This is a genomic window from Afipia sp. OHSU_II-C1 (assembly GCF_000497575.1).
GTDB lineage: Bacteria > Pseudomonadota > Alphaproteobacteria > Rhizobiales > Xanthobacteraceae > Afipia.
Genome location: NZ_APJI01000011.1, coordinates 166595 through 184693, shown reverse-complemented (window position 1 = coordinate 184693; position 18099 = coordinate 166595). Strand labels below are relative to the sequence as shown.

20 protein-coding genes are annotated in these 18099 nt (G+C 60.5%); 11 read left to right on the top strand and 9 right to left on the bottom strand.

Going from position 1 to position 18099, the window contains the following annotated elements; translation table 11 throughout:
• Positions 1-334: 334 nt before the first annotated feature.
• The gene (locus tag I554_RS26865; protein ID WP_024574895.1) at positions 335-1003 is read left to right on the top strand and encodes a hypothetical protein; all 669 of its coding nucleotides are present in this window, start codon (positions 335-337) and stop codon (positions 1001-1003) included.
• A 62-nt stretch (positions 1004-1065) separates the two neighbouring features.
• A complete protein-coding gene (locus tag I554_RS0112800; protein WP_196812807.1) occupies positions 1066-2139 on the top strand; it encodes a toll/interleukin-1 receptor domain-containing protein in 1074 nt (357 codons plus the stop codon).
• A 187-nt stretch (positions 2140-2326) separates the two neighbouring features.
• On the opposite strand, the gene I554_RS0112795 is transcribed toward I554_RS0112800, so the two are convergent.
• Positions 2327-3079 carry a glucose 1-dehydrogenase gene (locus I554_RS0112795; protein WP_024574897.1) on the bottom strand — a complete coding sequence of 251 codons (753 nt, stop codon included), beginning with the start codon at positions 3077-3079 and terminating at the stop codon, positions 2327-2329.
• A gap of 108 nt (positions 3080-3187) precedes the next feature.
• Here I554_RS0112795 and I554_RS0112790 point away from each other — a divergent pair, with 108 nt between their 5' ends.
• Entirely contained in the window at positions 3188-3499 is a 312-nt protein-coding gene (locus I554_RS0112790; protein WP_024574898.1) for a helix-turn-helix domain-containing protein, read from the top strand.
• A 94-nt stretch (positions 3500-3593) separates the two neighbouring features.
• Here I554_RS0112790 and groL read toward each other — a convergent pair whose 3' ends face one another.
• Together groL and I554_RS0112780 are read right to left on the bottom strand one after the other, a co-directional pair.
• A complete protein-coding gene (gene groL, locus I554_RS0112785; RefSeq protein WP_024574899.1) occupies positions 3594-5237 on the bottom strand; it encodes a chaperonin GroEL in 1644 nt (547 codons plus the stop codon).
• Positions 5238-5292: 55 nt separating this feature from the next.
• Complete coding sequence (locus tag I554_RS0112780) at positions 5293-5607, bottom strand: co-chaperone GroES (protein WP_006021276.1); 315 nt, start codon at positions 5605-5607, stop codon at positions 5293-5295.
• A gap of 314 nt (positions 5608-5921) precedes the next feature.
• On the opposite strand from I554_RS0112780, the gene I554_RS0112775 reads away from it, so the two are divergent.
• The 3 genes from I554_RS0112775 (at position 5922) to I554_RS0112765 (ending at position 7821) form a co-directional block, all read left to right on the top strand.
• Positions 5922-6221 carry an usg protein gene (locus I554_RS0112775; RefSeq protein WP_024574900.1) on the top strand — a complete coding sequence of 100 codons (300 nt, stop codon included), beginning with the start codon at positions 5922-5924 and terminating at the stop codon, positions 6219-6221.
• Positions 6222-6335: 114 nt separating this feature from the next.
• Positions 6336-6947: a cupin domain-containing protein gene (locus tag I554_RS0112770; protein ID WP_024574901.1), complete on the top strand. Its 612-nt coding sequence runs from the start codon at positions 6336-6338 to the stop codon at positions 6945-6947.
• A gap of 64 nt (positions 6948-7011) precedes the next feature.
• Positions 7012-7821, top strand: coding sequence for an aminoglycoside phosphotransferase family protein (locus I554_RS0112765; protein WP_024574902.1), 810 nt, complete (start codon positions 7012-7014; stop codon positions 7819-7821).
• Positions 7822-7837: 16 nt separating this feature from the next.
• On the opposite strand, the gene I554_RS0112760 is transcribed toward I554_RS0112765, so the two are convergent.
• The 5 genes from I554_RS0112760 to I554_RS0112740 all read right to left on the bottom strand — a co-directional run bounded on the left by I554_RS0112760 (position 7838) and on the right by I554_RS0112740 (position 13032).
• Complete coding sequence (locus tag I554_RS0112760) at positions 7838-8581, bottom strand: SDR family oxidoreductase (RefSeq protein ID WP_024574903.1); 744 nt, start codon at positions 8579-8581, stop codon at positions 7838-7840.
• Between the two features lie 59 nt (positions 8582-8640).
• Positions 8641-9387: a proteasome-type protease gene (locus tag I554_RS0112755; RefSeq protein ID WP_024574904.1), complete on the bottom strand. Its 747-nt coding sequence runs from the start codon at positions 9385-9387 to the stop codon at positions 8641-8643.
• 200 nt (positions 9388-9587) lie between these two features.
• The gene (locus I554_RS0112750) at positions 9588-10412 is read right to left on the bottom strand and encodes a transglutaminase family protein (protein WP_024574905.1); all 825 of its coding nucleotides are present in this window, start codon (positions 10410-10412) and stop codon (positions 9588-9590) included.
• 107 nt (positions 10413-10519) lie between these two features.
• Positions 10520-11464: an alpha-E domain-containing protein gene (locus tag I554_RS0112745; RefSeq protein WP_024574906.1), complete on the bottom strand. Its 945-nt coding sequence runs from the start codon at positions 11462-11464 to the stop codon at positions 10520-10522.
• Between the two features lie 152 nt (positions 11465-11616).
• A complete protein-coding gene (locus I554_RS0112740; RefSeq protein WP_024574907.1) occupies positions 11617-13032 on the bottom strand; it encodes a circularly permuted type 2 ATP-grasp protein in 1416 nt (471 codons plus the stop codon).
• Between the two features lie 249 nt (positions 13033-13281).
• Here I554_RS0112740 and I554_RS0112735 point away from each other — a divergent pair, with 249 nt between their 5' ends.
• From I554_RS0112735 to I554_RS0112720, 4 genes are all read left to right on the top strand, one after another.
• On the top strand, positions 13282-14019 hold the full coding sequence (locus I554_RS0112735; protein ID WP_024574908.1) for a molybdopterin-binding protein: 738 nt from the start codon (positions 13282-13284) through the stop codon (positions 14017-14019).
• The gene (locus I554_RS0112730; RefSeq protein ID WP_024574909.1) at positions 14016-14438 is read left to right on the top strand and encodes a PaaI family thioesterase; all 423 of its coding nucleotides are present in this window, start codon (positions 14016-14018) and stop codon (positions 14436-14438) included. The genes I554_RS0112735 and I554_RS0112730 overlap by 4 nt, the downstream gene beginning before the upstream one ends.
• A gap of 156 nt (positions 14439-14594) precedes the next feature.
• The gene (gpt, locus tag I554_RS0112725) at positions 14595-15098 is read left to right on the top strand and encodes a xanthine phosphoribosyltransferase (RefSeq protein ID WP_029659374.1); all 504 of its coding nucleotides are present in this window, start codon (positions 14595-14597) and stop codon (positions 15096-15098) included.
• A gap of 271 nt (positions 15099-15369) precedes the next feature.
• Positions 15370-16071: a DUF2270 domain-containing protein gene (locus I554_RS0112720; protein ID WP_024574911.1), complete on the top strand. Its 702-nt coding sequence runs from the start codon at positions 15370-15372 to the stop codon at positions 16069-16071.
• A gap of 44 nt (positions 16072-16115) precedes the next feature.
• Here I554_RS0112720 and I554_RS0112715 read toward each other — a convergent pair whose 3' ends face one another.
• Positions 16116-17138, bottom strand: a complete 1023-nt coding sequence (locus tag I554_RS0112715) for a methionine synthase (protein ID WP_024574912.1) — start codon at positions 17136-17138, stop codon at positions 16116-16118.
• A 150-nt stretch (positions 17139-17288) separates the two neighbouring features.
• Between I554_RS0112715 and I554_RS0112710 the strand changes: the two genes are divergently transcribed.
• Complete coding sequence (locus tag I554_RS0112710) at positions 17289-17984, top strand: glutathione binding-like protein (protein WP_024574913.1); 696 nt, start codon at positions 17289-17291, stop codon at positions 17982-17984.
• Positions 17985-18099: the final 115 nt, after the last annotated feature.

The window sequence follows — 18099 nt, the reverse complement described above, 5'->3', positions numbered from 1 at the left end:
ATGACACGCCTTGGGCCGTCCGCGAACGGTGTGGTCGTCAACGGGGCAGGATGAAACAGCGCGGCCTCTTGCGATGCGTGCGCCCGATCATCCGGCCCGCGTTCGAACACCGCACGCGGCCACCGCATCCCGCCCCGCGTATCGTGACGATCGCGAAACGCCCCTCATGACGGGGCGGGATGAGAAGGAATATAGTCCTAAGGCAATGGAAAGTCAATGCAGTGGATAATCATCTTATGTCTGTGGATAAGCGGGATAACTCAACCAAAGCGACGTTGCGTTAGCGAATCTCGACTACTGCGGATAACTCATTTCATCATTTAGGGATGCTTTGATGTCGATTGAAAAAATTCATCTGCGAAAACTGCTACGGTTGTTTTACGCAAAACCAAACATACAAAGACGAATTCTCCTCGAGGATGTTCGAACCGAGGAAAAAAAGGATTTGGAAGAACAAGATTCTGGTGGTGATTTTCACGGGCCTTTTTGGGCTGATGCAAAAAACCACGTAGCTGGTACTCTTGATTTAAGAGAACAAACAAAAATCCGTGTTGCTAGTAACAAAACTCGCCAACGTCTCTACCCGCTTTTGACAAACGGGTTTTTGAGTGTGTGGGAAGGAAAAATTAGATGGCGAAATGAAAAATTTGAATTCAACCCTAAAACAGCTAAGGGGCAATTTTCTCTCGACGAGCTAGGCGCAATCGTAAAAGTAGAAAACATTCTCGCTGTCAAAATTTGGGATGGGACAGGTCGGGCGATATATCCGTATTTTGCCGAGAACCCCGTCCTTCCTATAGAAGGAGCGCGTCTTGGTTTTTGGGCGATGCAAGAGGCACTGATGGAATTTGGCATCGATGATTTTCGAATTCTAGATGTCTTGCGTGGTGCGTACTTTAGGCCGGTTGATATCCCTCTCCAAGGAAATGAAAGAGTGCTCTTTATTCAAAAATATCGCGCGATTTTGACCGAGTGGAAAAAAATTCGCGACGAGCGTGGCTAATGGCCCTGTTACGTCGCAGTGTTTCGGCGGAAAGCTTTGTTATAGAAGTTTGAGGAAAATCCGTGGCTAGCACGACATCCTATCAACTGCCGAGCAAAATTGAACGCTGCATGGCAGCGTTATCTAAGTTGTATGCTCAAGAAGGAAAGCGGCCGCTTCAAAACATTATCGTCAACGCGAAGATTTTTGTCGAAGAGGGATACAGTTACGATAATTGGAATGGTGGTACGTCAGGGCACGCAATTCGGCTTACGGTACCGGAAGAAATTTATTTGGCAAATATCAATCAGCAGGCAGAAGTTCAAAGGCAAATCTCAGAAGACTTGAATAAGCTTCATAACGTTCAAAATGAGTTTTTCGACGGCGTTTTCTTGGAGATGGATCTTCCAGAAGAAAGCAACTGGCGACAAGAGTCTGGTTTACTAGTAACGGGAACCAGGCAGGTTGGCACTGAAGCTGCCAAGCGAATTTGGACGGAAAACGACTTTCGACTTTTCTTCAGTCACAAAACGGAAGTCAAACGCGAAACTGCCGCTGTTAAAGAGGCGTTGCGACATTACGGAGTTTCCGCATTTGTTGCGCATGAGGACATCCATCCAACTAAAGAATGGCAAGACGAAATTGAAAATGCTTTAGCCACGATGGATGGGTTCGTTGCGTTGATGACTAAGGAATTCCACGAGAGTAATTGGACGGATCAGGAAGTCGGCTACGCGCTAGCTCGAGGGGTGCCTATCGTTGCGGTAAGACTCGAAAGAGACCCGTATGGTTTCCTTGGAAAATTTCAAGGCCTTACAACTGACTGGGCGTCTATGCCCGAGGAGCTTGTGAAGCTTCTGATAAAGAGCGACAGAATGCTGAGCGCTTACATTGGGGCGCTTTCGCGATGCTCTAGCTTTGATAGGGGAAATGCACTTTCTCTCATTCTTCCCGCTATTGATGCTGTTAGTGACGACCAGATCGATAGAATTATTGATGCTTACAATACAAACACTGAGTTGCAAGGTAGCTTTGGTTTCAGTGGTACCAAACCATTTTCTTGGGGCCCTGGAATTCTCCCTCATTTGCATCGTTGGGGATCGAGAAAATTTGTTATGAGCAGCAATTGGCCGAGGCGGATAGAACCAGACTTTTAGCCAAATTGTCCTCTCGGCAATAACCCCGGCATCGCTGCCGGGGTTTTGCATTTCGTATTCGTGGAGCGAGATTCCGGGTCTGCGGAGCGGCATGAAGAATGCCGCACCGCGCCCGGAATGACGGACTTCTCTCAGAAGTCCGTGCCGCCTATATCGCCACTCGGAGGCCGTTGGGGCAGGCCGCCGCTTACCTGAACCCGCCGGTCACGTGCAGCGTTTCGCCGGTGATGTAGGACGCGCCCTCGGAGGCGAGGAAGGTGACGACCGAGGCGATCTCCTCGACCTTGCCGACGCGGCCCATTGGGGTGGCGGTTTCGATCCAGGTGCGCAGCTCGCCTTCATGGAAGCCCGCGGACTTCACGCCTTCGGTGACGATCATGCCGGGATTGACCGCGTTGACGCGGATCTTCTTCGCGGCGAGCTCCTTCGACAGCACCGAGGTGATCGCATCCACCGACGCCTTGGTCGCGGTGTAGACCGCCGAACCCGGCGGCGTGATGGTCGAGACGCCGGACGAGATGTTGACGATGCTGCCGCCGTTCGCGTTGAAGTGCTGCACGGCTTCCTGCGACACCAGCAGCAGACCCAGCACGTTCAGGTCGAAATGCTTGTGGAAGTGTTCCGGCGTGATGGCTTCAAGCGGGGCGAATTCGTAGACGCCGGCATTGTTGACCAGAATGTCGATCGGCCCGAGCGCCTTCACGGCCTCCGCGACCACGGACTTTGCGGCCTTGGCGTCCGACAGGTTGCCGTGAACGGCGACGGCCTTGCCGCCCTTGGCCTTGATCTTCGCCACCACATCGTCCGCGCCTTGCTTGCTCGACGCGTAGTTGACGGCGACGCTGGCGCCTTCCGCTGCGAGCTGAAGCGCGATTTCCGCGCCGATGCCCTTGGATGCGCCGGTGACCAGCGCGATCTTGCCTTCAAGTTTCTTTGTCATGATCGTGTTCCCTGACTTGTCCTGTCGATCCGTTATGGATCATTGTTTCAGTAGTTCGGAAGTATTGAACTATTGAACCAGATCAAGGGGCGGCCTATATTATTTTTTATGGTGCAGTTCGTTCACCCCGCGAGGCAGGACATCACGCTGGCCGGCGTTCTCGCCGCGCTGGCCGATCCGACGCGGCTGATGATCGTCAAAGGGCTGATCGGCCAGAAGGATTGCATGTCGTGCACAGCGGCAGCGCCATGCCCGGACATGGCCAAGTCGACGCTGTCGAACCATTTCCGCGTGCTGCGCGAGGCGGGCCTGATCCACACCACCAAGCAGGGCGTCGAGCATCGCAACGCCGTGCGCGAGGCCGATATCAACGCGCGCTTTCCGGGCCTGCTGAAGACGATTCTCAAGCACGCGGACTGAAGGCTGGAGCGGGCGCGGCAAGAGCGGGTCCAAACAAAAACCCCGGCATCGCTGCCGGGGTTTCGCATTCTTGTAACTGCCTGAGGGGCGTGGATCAGAAATCCATGCCGCCCATGCCGCCGCCGGGCATGCCGCCCGGAGCAGCCGCGCCGCCCTTCTTTGGCACTTCAGCGATCATCGCTTCGGTGGTGATCAGGAGCGAAGCAACCGAAGCCGCGTTCTGGATCGCCGCACGCACCACCTTGGTCGGGTCGATGATGCCCTTGGAGACGAGGTTGCCGTATTCGCCGGTCTGCGAGTCGAAGCCGTAGTGATACTGGTCCTTCTCGAGGATCTTGCCGACGATGACCGAGCCGTCTTCGCCAGCGTTGATGGCGATCTGGCGGGCCGGAGCGGAGAGCGCCTTGCGGACGATCTCGACGCCGGTCTTCTGGTCGTCGTTCTGGGTCTTGATGCGCTTGAGCTGCTCGGAGGCGCGGAGCAGGGCGACGCCGCCGCCCGGAACGATGCCTTCTTCAACAGCCGCACGGGTCGCATGCATCGCGTCATCAACGCGGTCCTTGCGCTCCTTCACCTCAACCTCGGTCGCTCCGCCGACGCGGATCACCGCGACGCCGCCTGCGAGCTTGGCCAGACGCTCCTGCAGCTTCTCGCGGTCGTAGTCCGAAGTGGTTTCTTCGATCTGCGCCTTGATCTGCTGAACGCGCGCCTCGATGTCGGCCTTCTTGCCGGCGCCGTTGACGATGGTGGTGTTTTCCTTGTCGATCATCACCTTCTTGGCGCGGCCCAGCATGTTCAGGGTCACGTTCTCAAGCTTGATGCCGAGGTCTTCCGAGATCGCCTGGCCGCCGGTCAGGATCGCGATGTCCTGCAGCATGGCCTTGCGGCGGTCGCCGAAGCCCGGAGCCTTCACGGCTGCGACCTTGAGGCCGCCGCGCAGACGGTTCACAACGAGGGTGGCGAGGGCTTCGCCTTCGACGTCTTCCGCGACGATGACCAGCGGCTTGCCGGTCTGCACCACGGCTTCGAGCAGCGGGAGCAGCTCGTTCAGCGAGGAGAGCTTCTTCTCGTTGATCAGGATGTAGGCGTCGTCGAATTCAACGCGCATCTTGTCGGCGTTGGTGACGAAGTACGGCGAGATGTAGCCGCGGTCGAACTGCATGCCCTCGACAACATCGAGTTCGGTGTCGAGCGACTTGGCTTCCTCAACGGTGATGACGCCTTCGTTGCCGACCTTCGCCATGGCCTTTGCGAGGAAGTCGCCGATTTCCTTGTCGCCGTTGGCCGAGATGGTGCCGACCTGGGCGATCTCGTCGTTCGACGTAACCTTCTTGGAGTTCTTGACGAGGTCTGCGACGACCGCTTCGACCGCGAGGTCGATGCCGCGCTTCAGATCCATCGGGTTCATGCCGGCGGCAACCGACTTGGCGCCTTCCTTCACGATGGCCTGGGCGAGAACGGTCGCGGTGGTGGTGCCGTCACCGGCGAGGTCCGCCGACTTCGAGGCCACTTCGCGCACCATCTGGGCGCCCATGTTCTCGAACTTGTCTTCAAGCTCGATGTCCTTGGCGACGGTGACGCCATCCTTGGTGATGCGCGGAGCGCCGAACGACTTGTCGAGAACGACGTTGCGGCCCTTCGGACCGAGCGTTACCTTGACGGCGTTGGCGAGGATGTCGACGCCGCGCAGCATCTTGTCGCGGGCATCAACGCCGAATTTGACTTCTTTGGCTGACATGTTGGGTTTTCCTTAGGTGTCAGGAAGATTGAATTTTGGGTGGGAGAGGGCGCTCTTAAGCGGCCTTCTTCTTGGCGCTGCCATCGGTGATGACGCCCATGATGTCGCTTTCCTTCATGATCAGCACTTCCTGGCCGTCGATCTTGACCTCGGTGCCGGACCACTTGCCGAACAGGACGATGTCGCCGACGTTCAGGTCGATCGGGATCAGCTTGCCGGCCTCGTCGCGGCCGCCCGGACCCACCGACAGGATCTCGCCCTGGGAAGGCTTTTCCTTCGCGCTGTCCGGAATGATGATACCGCCTTTGGTCTTCTCTTCGGCGTCGATGCGCTTGACCACGACGCGGTCGTGAAGCGGACGGAATTTCATGCAGTCCTCCTAATGGATTGATAACGCTGTGTTTTTGCAAATTTAGCAGTCTGGGTAGGCGAGTGCTACCGCGACTGACACGGACATAGGCCGATGGCGGGTGCCGGGCAAGGGTCTGTAGCAGAAAATTTGGCACTCTGGTGTGACGGCTGCCAGATTCTTCTCCCGCATCATTAACCTGCAGCCGCCCGCTATCAGCAGTCCCGCGGCAATGCTGCTAGTGCCTTGATAGTTAACACTTTATTCAACTTTTGAGCTTGTGATTGGTTAACGTACTGCGTCATCTTTTCTTCATGCCGGGCATGGAGGTTGGCATGGTCTCGAAAACACCGGTCCCCCAAGGGACCGTCTCTGAGGACTTCAAGCGGCAACTCGCCGGTTACGGCCTGACAACGGCCGAGATCCTGTACCGGCGCCCCGATCACCGCTGGCTGCTGCAATCCTACGTCTGGCAGAACTACGATCTGTTCCCAAACTTTCCGGCGCTGAAGGACTTTCTCGCTTTCTGGCAGGAAAAGCTGGACGGGCCGCTGGTCTCGGTCACCGTCGCCCATTCCAAGCTGATCAAGCCGGCCGAGATCAAGGCGATCGACGGGGTGTTCCGGTTGCACTGACGGAACGTCGCGAGGCGAGTGCCCGCCGATCATTGTCGAGGCGGCGGGCAATGGTTAGTCTTCCCGAGCCGCGTTGCATCATGGATGCAGCGGGCCAAAAAAGGGGAGGCGCGCATGGTCAAAACAAGATCGACCAAGACAAAATCCGCCAAGACAAAATCAGCCAAGACAAAATCGGCAGCAGCGGGATCAGACAAGCGGCTCAAAACCGCGGCCCGCTCCGCGGCTGTGAAAAAATCCGCGCAGCGCAAGAAGGCCGCCGCAGCATCCACGGCTCGCGCGAAGCCGAGCAAACTCCGCACGCCGGCCGCGCGCCGCGCATCGCCCAGACCAGCCCGTCCGAAGCAGCGCTTCGTTGTCAGCCATCACCGGGACGAGGATTTTCGCGCTGACGGCTTGCGCGCCTATGCGCAATATCGCGACCTCGGCATCGCGAAGGGTACGCACGGACTGGCGCAGGCCCATGTCATCCGCCTGATCGGACCATGCGACCCCAAGGAAGTGTCCAAGCTGCACTTCCACGGCGTGGATTTTCAGATGGTTTACGTCCTCAAGGGATGGGTGAAGGCTTACTTTGAAGGGCAGGGCGAAATCACGATGAACGAGGGAAGCTGCTGGACGCAACCGCCGCGCATCAAGCACTTCATTCGCGACTACTCCGACAATTGCGAGTTGCTGGAAGTGATCCTGCCTGCGGAATTCGAGACGGTCGAACTCACCGCGTAACGCGCGCTACGTCTGATTGCCGCAGGGTGGTGCGAACCGGCATCCCATGTCGTAAGTATCGGCGATGTTCGATGCCTACCTTCGCGCGTGGGAGCTGATCCCCGACGGCGCTCCCATTATCACCCGCGCGTCTCACCTGTTGCCGGTCCGGCAGCGCGGCGTCGCTGCCATGCTGAAGATCGCCGATCACGACGACGAGCGCATTGGCGGCGCAGTGATGCAATGGTGGAACGGCGAGGGCGCGGCGCGGGTGCTGGCCCGCGACGACATCGCAGTTCTGCTGGAGCGCGCGGAGGGCGCGCAGTCGCTGGCTTTGATGGCGCGCACCCGACGCGACGACGAAGCCACCAAAATTCTCTGTGACGTTGCGGCGCGGCTTCACAGCCCGAGATCACATCCGCCGCCGGGCCTGATAACCCTGTCGCAATGGTTTCGCGACCTCGATCCCGCCGCGGCGAAACACGGCGGCATCCTCGTGAAAAGCGCCGAGGCGGCGCGAATGCTGCTGGCGGAGCCGCGCGATGTTTGTGTCCTGCATGGCGATCTGCACCATAACAATGTGCTGGATTTCGGCGCGCGGGGATGGCTGGCGATCGATCCCAAGCATCTGACCGGTGAGCGTGCGTTCGACTACGCGAACATCTTCACCAATCCCGACCTCGATCATCCGCAATGGCCGATCGCGACCATCCCGGAACGGTTCGCGCGCCGGCTGGAGATCGTCACAAAGGCCGCGAAGGTCGAACGCGCGCGGATGCTGCGCTGGATTTTGGCGTGGACCGGCTTGTCCGCGGCCTGGTATCTCGACGACGGTGATCCAGCGGAGGTCGATCTGCGGGTCGCGGAGCTGGCGTCAGCGGAATTGAACCGCTGACGCATATGTGTTGCCGTCAGCCCCGCCCGACGAACGGCATTTTGGTCGCCATGATGTTGAGGAACAGGGCGTTTGCATCGAGCGAGCGCGTTGCCATGAACACGATGGCGTCGGCGACATTCTGCACATCCATGCGCGGCTCGACCATAGTGTCGCCGCGTGGCTGCAACACGCCGCCGGTCATGCGCTCGGTCATCTCGGTCGCGGCGTTGCCGATGTCGATCTGGCCACAGGCGATGTCATAGGCGCGGCCGTCGAGGGCGGTGGCGCGGGTGAGGCCGCTGATGGCGTGCTTGGTCGCAGTGTAGGGCGACGAGAACGGACGCGGCGCATAGGCCGAGATCGAGCCGTTGTTGATGATGCGCCCGCCGCGCGGCGTCTGGTCCTTCATGATGCGGAACGCGTGCTGGGTGCAGAGGAACGGCGCGGTGAGGTTGGTCGCCACCGTGGTCTGCCACTGCTGCAGGCTGAGATCTTCCAGCGGCACCGGCGGTGTGCCGACGCCCGCGTTGTTGAACAGCACGTCAAGACGGCCGAACACGTCCATGGTCTTCGCGAACAGCGCGGCGATCGAGGCCGGGTCGGTCATGTCGCTCGGCACGACGAGGCTCTTGCCCAGATCCTTGCCGAGCTTCGCGGTGTCTTCCAGCGCATCCTTGCGCCGTCCGGCCAGCACCACCGAGAACCCGGCCTTCATCAGCGCCAGCGACGAGGCGCGTCCGATTCCAGAGCCCGCACCGGTGACGATTGCGACTTTCATTGGTTTCTCCCTTTTTACGCCGCTGCCGCGGCTTGTTTTGATTTTTAGTATGGCAGGTGTCAGGTCTTCTGACCGTAAGGCGGACGGGGAATGCTCTGATGCGCGGCGCGCAGCGCCGCCGACCAGCGCGAGCGCAGATCATGGAAATACGGTTCGCCCGCCTCGATGCGATAGTTCACCTCGGCGTCGAGCACGTCGGGACGCACCAGCAGGATGTCGATCGGCATGCCGACGCCGAGATTGGAGCGCATGGTCGAGTCCATCGACACGAGGCCGACCTTGAGCGCGTCGTAGAGATCGACGTCGTAGGAGATCGCGCGGTCGAGCACCGGCTTGCCGTATTTGTGTTCACCGATCTGCAGGTAAGGGGTATCGGTGGTGCACTCGATGAAGTTGCCGGCGGTGTAGATCATGAACAGACGCATCCGCGCGCCCTTGATCTGGCCGCCGAACAGGAACGACACGTCGAACGAGATGTCTTCCGCGCGCAGCGCGTTGCCCTCGAGTTTGTGCACCTCGCGGATCGCCCGGCCGATCCGCTGAGCCGCCTGAAACATCGTCGGCGCGTTCATCAGCGTCTCGACTTCGCCGGTGATCGGGTCTTCGAACCCCTCGTTCAGGGTCGAAATCACCGACTGGCTGATGGCGAGATTGCCCGCGGTGGCGATCGCCATGATGCGTTCGCCGGGGCTGCTGAAGACGTGCAGCTTGCGGAAGGTGGAGATGTTGTCGAGACCCGCATTGGTGCGGGTGTCGGCCATCATCACAAGGCCGTCACGAACCAGAATTCCGCAGCAATAGGTCATCAGTACCATTCTCCAGACCGCGCATTTCTACGCGGCTGAGACGTGGGGGGCAACGGGAGAGGTGAGCTTGACAGGCTTAAGAAGCATGACAGTTACCGTCATTGCGAGGAGCGCCAGCGACGAAGCAATCCATCTTCCGGCAGCAATATGGATTGCTTCGCTTCGCTCGCAATGACGCGAAACCGGAATCTCGCTCGCAATCAGCTCTGGCTCTGCCGTCCGGCCTGATCGACCCGCACGGCGACTTCGAGGGTTTCCGTGCCGCCGCCGTAGCGGGTGCCGCGCGCCGGAGCGGCACTCAGATAATCGAGCCCGACGGCGACCCGGACATGGGCATCGGTGGTGCAGATCGCATTCGCGGCGTCGAAGCCGACCCATCCAAGTCCTTCGACATAGGCTTCGGCCCACGCATGTCCCGCATCCTGCGCGATCATGCCGTCCGAGCGCAGCAGGTGTCCCGAGATATAGCGGGCGGGGACCCCGGCACTGCGCGCGCAGGCGATGAAGATGTGCGCGTAATCCTGACAGACGCCGCGCTTGAGCGCGAAGGCTTCGGGGGCGGACGTCCCGGCGTTGGTCGGATCGGTGTCGAACGTCATGTGATCGTTGATCTGAAGCATCAACGCATGGAGGAAGCCCAGCGTGTCGCCTGCCGCCTCAAGGTAGAGGTCGCTGGCGAACTTCGCCATCGCGGGATTGACCTCGGTCAGCGGGGTCGCGCGCAGGAACAGGCTCGGCGGAAACCGCTCGTCGGTGCCGCGCAGCACGCCGCCGGTGTCGTGAGTCTCGATCAGGCCTTCGACATGGATGGTCAGGTCCGAGAGCGCACCATGGGTCAGCACATGCGTGACATTGCCGAACGCATCCTGATGCACGTCGAGGCGTGAATCGGTGGAGACGTCGATCTGCCAGTCGGCGACATATTGTCCGTCATGGCTGCCGGGCGTCATGCGCAAAATCTGGATCACGCCGGTGGCCGGCGGCTCGTAACGGTATGTCGTCGAGTGAGAAATCTTCAGGCGCATGGCGATGCCGCAGGTTCATGGGACGGGCGTCAATAACACAACGCTGTCATTGCTTCGCCGCAAATACGCATCGCAATGACGGGATGCAGCCCTGCATCCGGGGCAACTCAGATCAGATATTGTTTCGAGATGGTATCCCCCAGCCGGGCGTTGTCCGCAATGAATTCCTGGATGAATTCATGCAGCCCGCGCTGGAACAGATCATCCATGTGCGCATGTTCCAGCCGGTTGCGGACACCGCGCGCGTGGCGCTGGGCCGCGCCCTGTCGCCCGTAAGCGACGCCGATCTGGTCGAGATTGCGCACAAGATTGCCGTAGCAGCTCGCCAGCGAGCGCGGCAGCGATTCATTCAGGATCAGAAGATCGGCGATCAGCCACGGCTTCAACGTCTCGCGATACACCCAGTGATAGGCGGTGAGCGCCGAGACCGAGCGCAGGATCGATGTCCACTGGTAATAATCGAGCGGGCCGCCGACATGTTCTTCCTCGGGCAATAGTACATGATACTTCACGTCGAGGATGCGCGCGGTGTTGTCGGCGCGTTCCAGATGCAGGCCGAGCCGCGAGAACCAGTAGGCATCATTTCGCAGCATGGTCCGGTAGGCCGAGCCGTCGAAGCGCAATGATGTCTCCTGCACGAAGCGCAGAAATTTGGTCAGGTCCTCGCGCGTCTTCGCGCCCCTGGGCCAGCAGGCATGCAGTTCGATCCATGCGCTGTTGATGGTGTCCCACATCTCGCTGGTGAGCGCGGTGCGTACCGAGCGTGAATTCAGCCGCGCGTTCTCGATGCAGTTGCGGATCGAGGAGGGGTTGTCGGGCGAGAACGACAGGAAGTCGACGACGGTGCGCTCGTTCGCCTCGTCATGAAACTGATAGAAAATCTCGTCGATGCCCGCCGTGAGCAGCGCGGACTCCCATTCGTTGCTCTTGCCGACATAGGCGTCCGGGAGCGCGGTGGCGCGCAATGTCGCCTCGATGGTGCGCGCGAGATATTCCGCCCGTTCGACGTAGCGGGCGAGCCAGTAGAGACTTTCTGCGGTGCGCGACAGCATGTGTCAGTTTTTTCTCCCTCCCCCCTTGCGGGGGAGGGTTGGGGAGGGGGGACAAAGCCAGAGTTTCGTTCGCGTCACACCCCCACCCCCGACCAGCAGGGAGAGGTGCGCGCAGCGTGCAAGCTCACACATCTGAAACGCGAGCACATTACTCATTCCAAAATCCACGTGTCTTTGGTGCCGCCGCCCTGGCTGGAATTGACCACGAGCGAACCTTCCTTCAGCGCCACGCGCGTCAGCCCGCCGGGCACGACGGTGACATGATCCTTGCCGGTCAGCACGAACGGCCGCAGATCGACGTGACGCGGGGCGAGGCCGGACTCGGTGCAGGTCGGGCAGGTGGAGAGTGCCAGCGTCGGCTGGGCGATGAAGCCTTCCGGTTCTTTCATCAGCTTGGCGCGGAAGGCTTCTATTGCCTCCTTGGTTGCTGCCGGGCCGATCAGCATGCCGTAGCCGCCTGAGCCGTGGACCTCCTTGACAACGAGGTCCTTCAGGTTGTCGAGCACGTATTTCAGATCGTTCGGCTCGCGGCAGCGCCAGGTCGGCACGTTCTTCAGGATCGGCTCTTCGCCGAGATAGAATTTCACAATGTCCGGCATGTAGCTGTAGACCGCCTTGTCGTCGGCGATCCCGGTGCCGACAGCGTTGGCCAGCGTGATATTGCCGGCCATGTAAGCGGACATCAGGCCCGGAACGCCGAGCACGGAGTCGGGGCGGAAGGTGAGGGGGTCGAGGAAATCATCATCGACGCGGCGATAGATCACATCGACCCGTTTCAGCCCCTCGGTGGTCCGCATGAAGACTTCGTCGTTCTTGACGATCAGGTCGCGGCCTTCGACCAGTTCCACGCCGAGCTTGTCGGCTAGGAACGAATGCTCGTAATAGGCCGAGTTGTAGATGCCCGGCGTCAGCAGTGCGATGGTCGGCTCGGTTTTCGAGGTGAGCGGCGCGACGGAGCGCAGCGCGGCCAGCAGTTCATCAGGATAATTCTCCACCGGCGCCACGCGATGGCGCGCGAACAGGTCCGGAAACAGCCGCATCATGATTTCGCGGTTTTCCAGCATGTAGGACACGCCGGACGGTGTCCGCGCATTATCTTCCAGCACATAGAAATTGTCGGCGTCGACGCGGACGATATCGATGCCGGCGATGTGGACATAGACATCGTGCGGAACGTCCTGGCCGTTCATCTCCGGCCGGAACACCGGGTTCTGAAAGATCAGGTCATCAGGGATGATCCTGGCGCGGAGAATGTCCCGGTTGTGATAGATGTCGCCCAGGAACATGTTGAGCGCCTTCACGCGCTGCTTCAGCCCCTTTTCCATCGTCGTCCATTCCTTGCCGGACAGGATCCGGGGAATGACGTCGAACGGGATCAGCCGCTCGGTGGATTCCGCCTCGCCGTAGACGGCGAAGGTGATGCCGATCCGGCGGAATAACAGTTCCGCTTCCTGACGCCGGTATTCCAGCGCGTCCGGAGGGGTCTCCTTCAGCCAGAGGCTGAGCTCGTGGTAGGCGGAACGAAGGTCTCCGCCGGTCCCATTCATTTCATCGAAGGCAACTGACATAAACCAGAACGCTTCTCTCTGCGGCGGGATACCAGATCCGCTGCTCAAACTGATGGTAGCAAGGGTTGGGCCAGCGCGATATGCATTGACTACGGGCAATTGGCGGTATCTTGCGTCGCCCTGCCTGAAAAACGGGCTCTGCGCTGCCCAGTCATGCGGCAAAAGTGCGTGACTTCAATGCGTTGCCTGCGCCAAGGAACATGGCGTAGCAGTGAAGACCCGGAGGTCCGGGGCAGGAGGAGAGTTGAGATGACTGAGATCGTCACCGCCGGCATTCTCGTGATCGGCGATGAAATCCTGTCCGGGCGCACCAAGGACAAGAATATCGGCTTTATCGCCGAGTACCTGACCAACATCGGCATCGACCTGAAGGAAGTGCGGGTGGTCGCCGACGACGAGGACGCGATCATTTACGCGCTCGACTCGCTGCGCCAGCGTTACACCTATGTCTTCACCACCGGCGGGATCGGCCCGACCCACGACGACATCACCGCCGACAGCGTCGCCAAGGCGTTCGGGGTCAAGATCGATCACCACCCCGAGGTCGTCGCCCGGTTCGAGGAGCGCTTCGGCGCGGACCTGAATGAGGCCCGCCTGCGGATGGCGCGTATTCCGGACGGTGCGGAACTGATTTCCAGCGCGACCATCCTCGCACCCGGCTTCAAGATCGGCAATGTCATCGTCATGGCGGGTGTTCCGTCGATCATGCAGGCGATGATGGACATCGTCTCGCCCAAGCTGAAGTCCGGTGTGCGGATGCTGTCGGATTCGGTGCGCGCCAATGCGCGGGAAGGGGACATCGGCACGCCGCTGCGCGCGATTCAGGAAGCTCACCCCGACACCAGCATCGGCAGCTATCCGTTCCTCGACGAGAACGGCAAGCCGAACACCAATGTCGTGGTGCGCTCGCGCGACGAGGCCAAGCTGCGCGCGGCGATGACGGACGTCGAAGCCATGCTGGCAAACCTCAAGGTCGCCAAATTATGAGCGAGCGATTTTTCGAGGCCATCGCCGCGGGGAAGCTTCCGCCGCCGGAATGCGCCAGGACGCTGGGCCTTGAAATCATCGCTTACGATCTTGATGCGCATACCGTGGAACTGGCGTTCGACGGCAAGCCGGAGTTCGCCAATCCCATCGGCATCGTGCAGGGCGGTTTCCTGTCCGCGATGCTGGACGATTGCATGGGTCTTGCGTCCGCAACGATGATGAACGTTGGAGAGTTCGCGCCGACGCTCGCGCTCAATGTCCAGTTTCATCGTCCGGCGAAGATCGGCAAGCTCAAGGGCTTCGGACGCGTGACGATGCGCGGCAAGGAGATCTTCCATCTTGCCGGCGAGCTGTTTCAGGATGACAAGCTGGTGGCGACGGCCAATGCGACGTCGCTGTTTCGTAAGATCGCGTTGTGATGGCGGGAGACCGTCAGGTCCGGGAGCGCACTCCCTCTCCCGGCGGGGAGAGGGTTGGGGTGAGGGGGCTCGATTTATCGAGAGAGCGTACGTCCTCACCCGGATTGCTTCGCAATCCGACCTCTCCCCACGGGAGAGGTGAAAAGGAGATCCATAATGAGCGACGAGGCGCGCAAACCGTTTCCGGTGTCGTGGGACCAGTTTCACCGCGATGCGCGGGCGCTGGCATGGCGGCTGAGCGGGGCGGGGCCGTTTGAAGCCATGATCGCAGTCACGCGCGGCGGCCTTGTGCCAGCGGCGGTCATCGCGCGCGAGCTCGGCATCCGCGTCATCGATACGCTGTGCGTGTCGAGCTACAGCCACACCTCGCAGGTGAGCGAACCGACAGTGCTGAAGGGTATCTCGGACGCGGTGGCGCGGCTCGGCGGCGGCACCGGCAAGGGGCTGCTGGTGGTCGAGGACCTCGTGGACACCGGCAAGACCGCGCGCATTGTGCGCGATCTGGTGCCGCAGGCGCATCTCGCTGCGGTCTACGCCAAACCGATGGGCAAGCCGCTGGTCGATACCTTCATCACCGAAGTCTCGCAAGACACCTGGATCTTCTTTCCGTGGGACACGGGGCTCTCGTTCCAGCCGCCGATCCGGGACGGGGCTGCGTAGAAGCGGTCGCAATCGTCATTGCGAGGAGCGGAGCGACGAAGCAATCTACTCTTTGTTGGAATCTTGAGGATGGATTGCTTCGCTTCGCTCGCAATGACGCGAACAGGCCGACCCGCGCGATCTTTCTCCGCGCTCGATCGTCATCACCGGGCTTGTCCCGGCCATGACGGAGGGCGGCGTAGTGCGGTGCAACGACCGAACACGCTGGAACCTCGCCGGTCGACCTCGTAATCTGCGATCATCGATGATCTGGATGTGGAGGATCGGGACCATGACCGGCAGCATGATCGAAAACAAACGCGCGTTCGACTCCTCCGATATCACCGCGCTGTCACATCTGTATCGCGGCGAACTTTACCGCAGCACGGTCTGGCGCACGAGGCTCGATGCCACCACCAACTGGGCGGTCCTGACCACCGGCATTGCGCTGTCCCTGACGTTCAGCAGCGAGCATGCGTCGCCTCTGCCGCTGGTGCTGGTGGGGCTTCTGGTCGCCACGTTCCTGTTCATCGAAGCGCGGCGTTACCGTTTCTTCGATTTCTGGCGCATGCGGGCGCACGTGCTTGAAGTCCAGTTCTTCGGGCCCATTCTCAGGGGCGAGGGCGTTCAGACCGCGAACGGCTGGAACGAGATTCTCTATCAGGATTACAAGGCGCCCAACCTGCACATCAGTTACCTCGAGGCGGTCGGCCGGAGGCTTCGCAACAACTACTGCTGGATTTTCGCGATCCAGGTCACGGCCTATCTCGGAAAGCTTCTGATCCATCCGGAGCCCGTCGTCTCGCTTCACGAACTGTTCGCGCGGGCAACCGTCGGGCCGATCCCCGGCCAGCTTGTGCTGTTTGCCGGGCTGATCTTCCATGCGACATGGATCACCATCGCGCTGGTTACATATCGCAGCCGACGGGGCGCGGGGCGCGCGCGGCCGCCAACTCCTGAAAAGGATCGGTTGCTGGATCTGGCGCGCGGATAGTCACCGCTTTACCTCTCCCCGCAAGCGGGGCGAGGGAGAAGTGATCACCCCAATTTCTGCCGCGCCAGCTTCGCGCCTGCGCCAAGCGCGCGCAGTTTCGCTTCGGCGATATCGCGCCGCATCGGCGCCATGCCGCAATTGGTCGTGGCCATAATGTTTTCTTTCGGCACGAACTTCATCACAGCCTCGATGGTCTTCACCACGTCATCGGGCGTTTCCACCACATCGCTGGCCACGTCGATCACGCCGGCCTGCACGATTTTGCCCTTGAGCAGCGCGAGCAGTTCCAGCGGCACATGCGAGTTACGGCACTCGATGGCGACCTGCTGGATCGGGCTCTTGTCGATGGCCGGGAAAATCTGCTCGTACTGCCGCCATTCGGCGCCGAGCGATTCCTTCCAGTCGGTGTTGGCCTTGATGCCGTAGCCGTAACAAATGTGAACCGCAGTTTTGCAGGTGAGGCCTTCGGCCGCGCGGGTCAGCGCTTCGATGCCCCAGTCGTTCACCTCATCCATGAACACGTTGAATGCGGGCTCGTCGAACTGGATCATGTCGACGCCGTCGGCGGCAAGGGCCTTGGCTTCCTGATTGAGCAGGTCGGCGAAGGCGAACGCCATCTTCACGCGGTCGCCGTAGTAACTGTCGGAGAGCGTATCGATGATGGTCATCGGACCGGGCAGGGTGAACTTCAGCTTGCGCGTGGTATGCGCCCGCGCGGCGCGGGCCTCGAAATCGTGGACGCGGCCCTTGAGCTGCAACGGCGCGACCACCTGCGGCACCATCGCCTTATAACGGTCCTTGCGGATTCCCATTTCGACCTTGTGGGCGAAATCGATCCCTTCGACGCGCTCGAGAAAGCCGTGGACGAAATGCTGCCGCGCCTGCTCGCCCTCGGTGACGAGATCGATGCCGGCGTCTTCCTGGATTTTCACCCAGAGCAGCGTCGCATCGCGCTTGGCGCTCGCCAGTTCCGCGCCCTTGAGCTTCCACGGCGCCCACAGCGTATTGGGCTCAGCCAGCCAGTCGGGCTTCGGCAGCGAACCTGCGATGGTCGTTTGAAACAGCATGGGGCGCTTCTTTCTTATTGGTTGCACGCCTATCTGCCATGTCCGGGGCGTGGCATACAAGCCGTTCGCGCTTGCGGGATGGAATGTCACCGCGAGCGTGGGTAGGATCGCGCCTCGCTCCTCCGGCTGTTCCTCTTTTGCGGATACCTCATGATCGACCTCTATTATGCGCCGACACCCAACGGGTGGAAAATCTCGATCATGCTGGAGGAACTGGGGCTGCCCTACAACGTGATCCCGGTGAACATCCGCACCGGCGACCAGTTTAAGCCCGAGTTTCTTGCGATCAGCCCGAACAACCGCATTCCGGCGATCATCGACCAGGCGCCGGCCGACGGCGGCGAGCCGATCCCGATGTTCGAGACCGGCGCGATCCTGATCTATCTCGCCGAGAAGACCGGACGCTTCCTCCCCAAGGATGTGCGCGGGCGTTTCAAGGTCATTCAATGGGTGATGTGGCAGATGGGCGGGCTCGGCCCGATGCTCGGCCAGCACGGGCACTTTGCGCTCTACGCGCCCGAGAAGATTCCTTACGCCATCGAGCGCTATCGCGACGAGGCCTCGCGGCTGTATGCCGTGCTCGACCGGCAGCTTGGCCGGACCGGCGCCTATGTCGCGGGCGAGGAGTATTCCATCGCCGACATCGCCTGCTTTCCCTGGACCATGACCCACAAGGCGCAGGGTTTCACGTTTGACGACTTTCCGAACCTCAAGCGCTGGTACGCGACCGTGCGCGCGCGGCCGGAGGTGCAGAAGGGGCTGTCCGTCGGCAAGTTCGACAAGACGCCGTTCACCGAGGAGCAGCGCAAGAACATGTTCGGCAAGACCGCGCAGCAGGCGCAATAGTTCAACCTCTCCCCGTTTACGGGGAGAGGTCGCGAGCAAAGCGAGCGGGTGAGGGGCGGGCATCGTATTGTGAAGTTGCCCCTCACCCCAACCCTCTCCCCGCAAGCGGGGAGAG

Bases quoted from the DNA above. Each gene is read 5' to 3' on its own strand.
- I554_RS0112710 (WP_024574913.1), top strand. From the start codon at position 17,289: ATGATCGACCTCTATTATGCGCCGACACCCAACGGGTGGAAAATCTCG.
- I554_RS26865 (WP_024574895.1), top strand. From the start codon at position 335: ATGTCGATTGAAAAAATTCATCTGCGAAAACTGCTACGGTTGTTTTAC.
- groL (WP_024574899.1), bottom strand. From the start codon at position 5,237: ATGTCAGCCAAAGAAGTCAAATTCGGCGTTGATGCCCGCGACAAGATG.
- I554_RS0112715 (WP_024574912.1), bottom strand. From the start codon at position 17,138: ATGCTGTTTCAAACGACCATCGCAGGTTCGCTGCCGAAGCCCGACTGG.
- I554_RS0112735 (WP_024574908.1), top strand. From the start codon at position 13,282: ATGACTGAGATCGTCACCGCCGGCATTCTCGTGATCGGCGATGAAATC.
- I554_RS0112790 (WP_024574898.1), top strand. From the start codon at position 3,188: ATGGTGCAGTTCGTTCACCCCGCGAGGCAGGACATCACGCTGGCCGGC.
- I554_RS0112775 (WP_024574900.1), top strand. From the start codon at position 5,922: ATGGTCTCGAAAACACCGGTCCCCCAAGGGACCGTCTCTGAGGACTTC.
- I554_RS0112720 (WP_024574911.1), top strand. From the start codon at position 15,370: ATGACCGGCAGCATGATCGAAAACAAACGCGCGTTCGACTCCTCCGAT.
- I554_RS0112795 (WP_024574897.1), bottom strand. From the start codon at position 3,079: ATGACAAAGAAACTTGAAGGCAAGATCGCGCTGGTCACCGGCGCATCC.
- I554_RS0112750 (WP_024574905.1), bottom strand. From the start codon at position 10,412: ATGCGCCTGAAGATTTCTCACTCGACGACATACCGTTACGAGCCGCCG.
- I554_RS0112765 (WP_024574902.1), top strand. From the start codon at position 7,012: ATGTTCGATGCCTACCTTCGCGCGTGGGAGCTGATCCCCGACGGCGCT.
- I554_RS0112780 (WP_006021276.1), bottom strand. From the start codon at position 5,607: ATGAAATTCCGTCCGCTTCACGACCGCGTCGTGGTCAAGCGCATCGAC.
- I554_RS0112740 (WP_024574907.1), bottom strand. From the start codon at position 13,032: ATGTCAGTTGCCTTCGATGAAATGAATGGGACCGGCGGAGACCTTCGT.
- I554_RS0112755 (WP_024574904.1), bottom strand. From the start codon at position 9,387: ATGACCTATTGCTGCGGAATTCTGGTTCGTGACGGCCTTGTGATGATG.
- I554_RS0112770 (WP_024574901.1), top strand. From the start codon at position 6,336: ATGGTCAAAACAAGATCGACCAAGACAAAATCCGCCAAGACAAAATCA.
- I554_RS0112745 (WP_024574906.1), bottom strand. From the start codon at position 11,464: ATGCTGTCGCGCACCGCAGAAAGTCTCTACTGGCTCGCCCGCTACGTC.
- I554_RS0112760 (WP_024574903.1), bottom strand. From the start codon at position 8,581: ATGAAAGTCGCAATCGTCACCGGTGCGGGCTCTGGAATCGGACGCGCC.
- gpt (WP_029659374.1), top strand. From the start codon at position 14,595: ATGAGCGACGAGGCGCGCAAACCGTTTCCGGTGTCGTGGGACCAGTTT.
- I554_RS0112730 (WP_024574909.1), top strand. From the start codon at position 14,016: ATGAGCGAGCGATTTTTCGAGGCCATCGCCGCGGGGAAGCTTCCGCCG.